The organism is Pseudomonas sp. EL_65y_Pfl1_R83 (genome assembly GCF_963970695.1).
GTDB lineage: Bacteria > Pseudomonadota > Gammaproteobacteria > Pseudomonadales > Pseudomonadaceae > Aquipseudomonas > Aquipseudomonas tritici.
Map to the genome: position 1 here is coordinate 1 of NZ_CAXAQI010000238.1, position 528 is coordinate 528.

At 63.8% G+C, this 528-nt stretch carries 1 protein-coding gene; it reads right to left on the bottom strand.

Translation table 11 applies throughout. The annotated features are described in order from the left end of the window. On the bottom strand, positions 1–528 hold a 528-nt coding region (locus AACY08_RS28615), incomplete at both ends, for an alkaline phosphatase family protein (RefSeq protein WP_339472461.1).

Sequence of the window (528 nt, forward strand, 5' to 3'; positions counted from 1 at the left end):
CCAGCTTACGCCCGCTTGTTCCAGCCGCTCGGCATAAGTGGTCCAGCGATAGGCATCGGGGCGTAGCGGCTGGTCGGTCGCCATGTCGGCGCTGGGCGTTTCGTCCTCGCCATAATTGTCCATTTCGGGATCGCCACCGACGGTGCCGCCGCCATTGCAGCCGGTGAACAAATGCAGCCGGTTGGGATAGGTCTGCGTCAGCGTCGAGGCGTGATAGGCGTCGCAAATCGTGAAAGCGTTGGCGAGCGCATAGTAAAAAGGCAGGTCGCCCGCTCCATAATTCAGCATCCGCTGGTGCAATTGCCGCGTCGCGCCCCAGCGATCACACCGACCCCGGTTGAAGATGGTGAGATTGTGCTGATGGCCCTGTTCGGAGCCATCGACGCGGAAGGACTGCGTTGTGGTCGAATCACCGTGGAAGGGCAGCACGAAGCCATCGGGATGCTGCGCGCTTGGTTGCGCCCACACGCTGCGCCCGCCGGGCAGGCGCAGCGGACGCGGATCGCCCAGCCCGCGCACGCCATTATA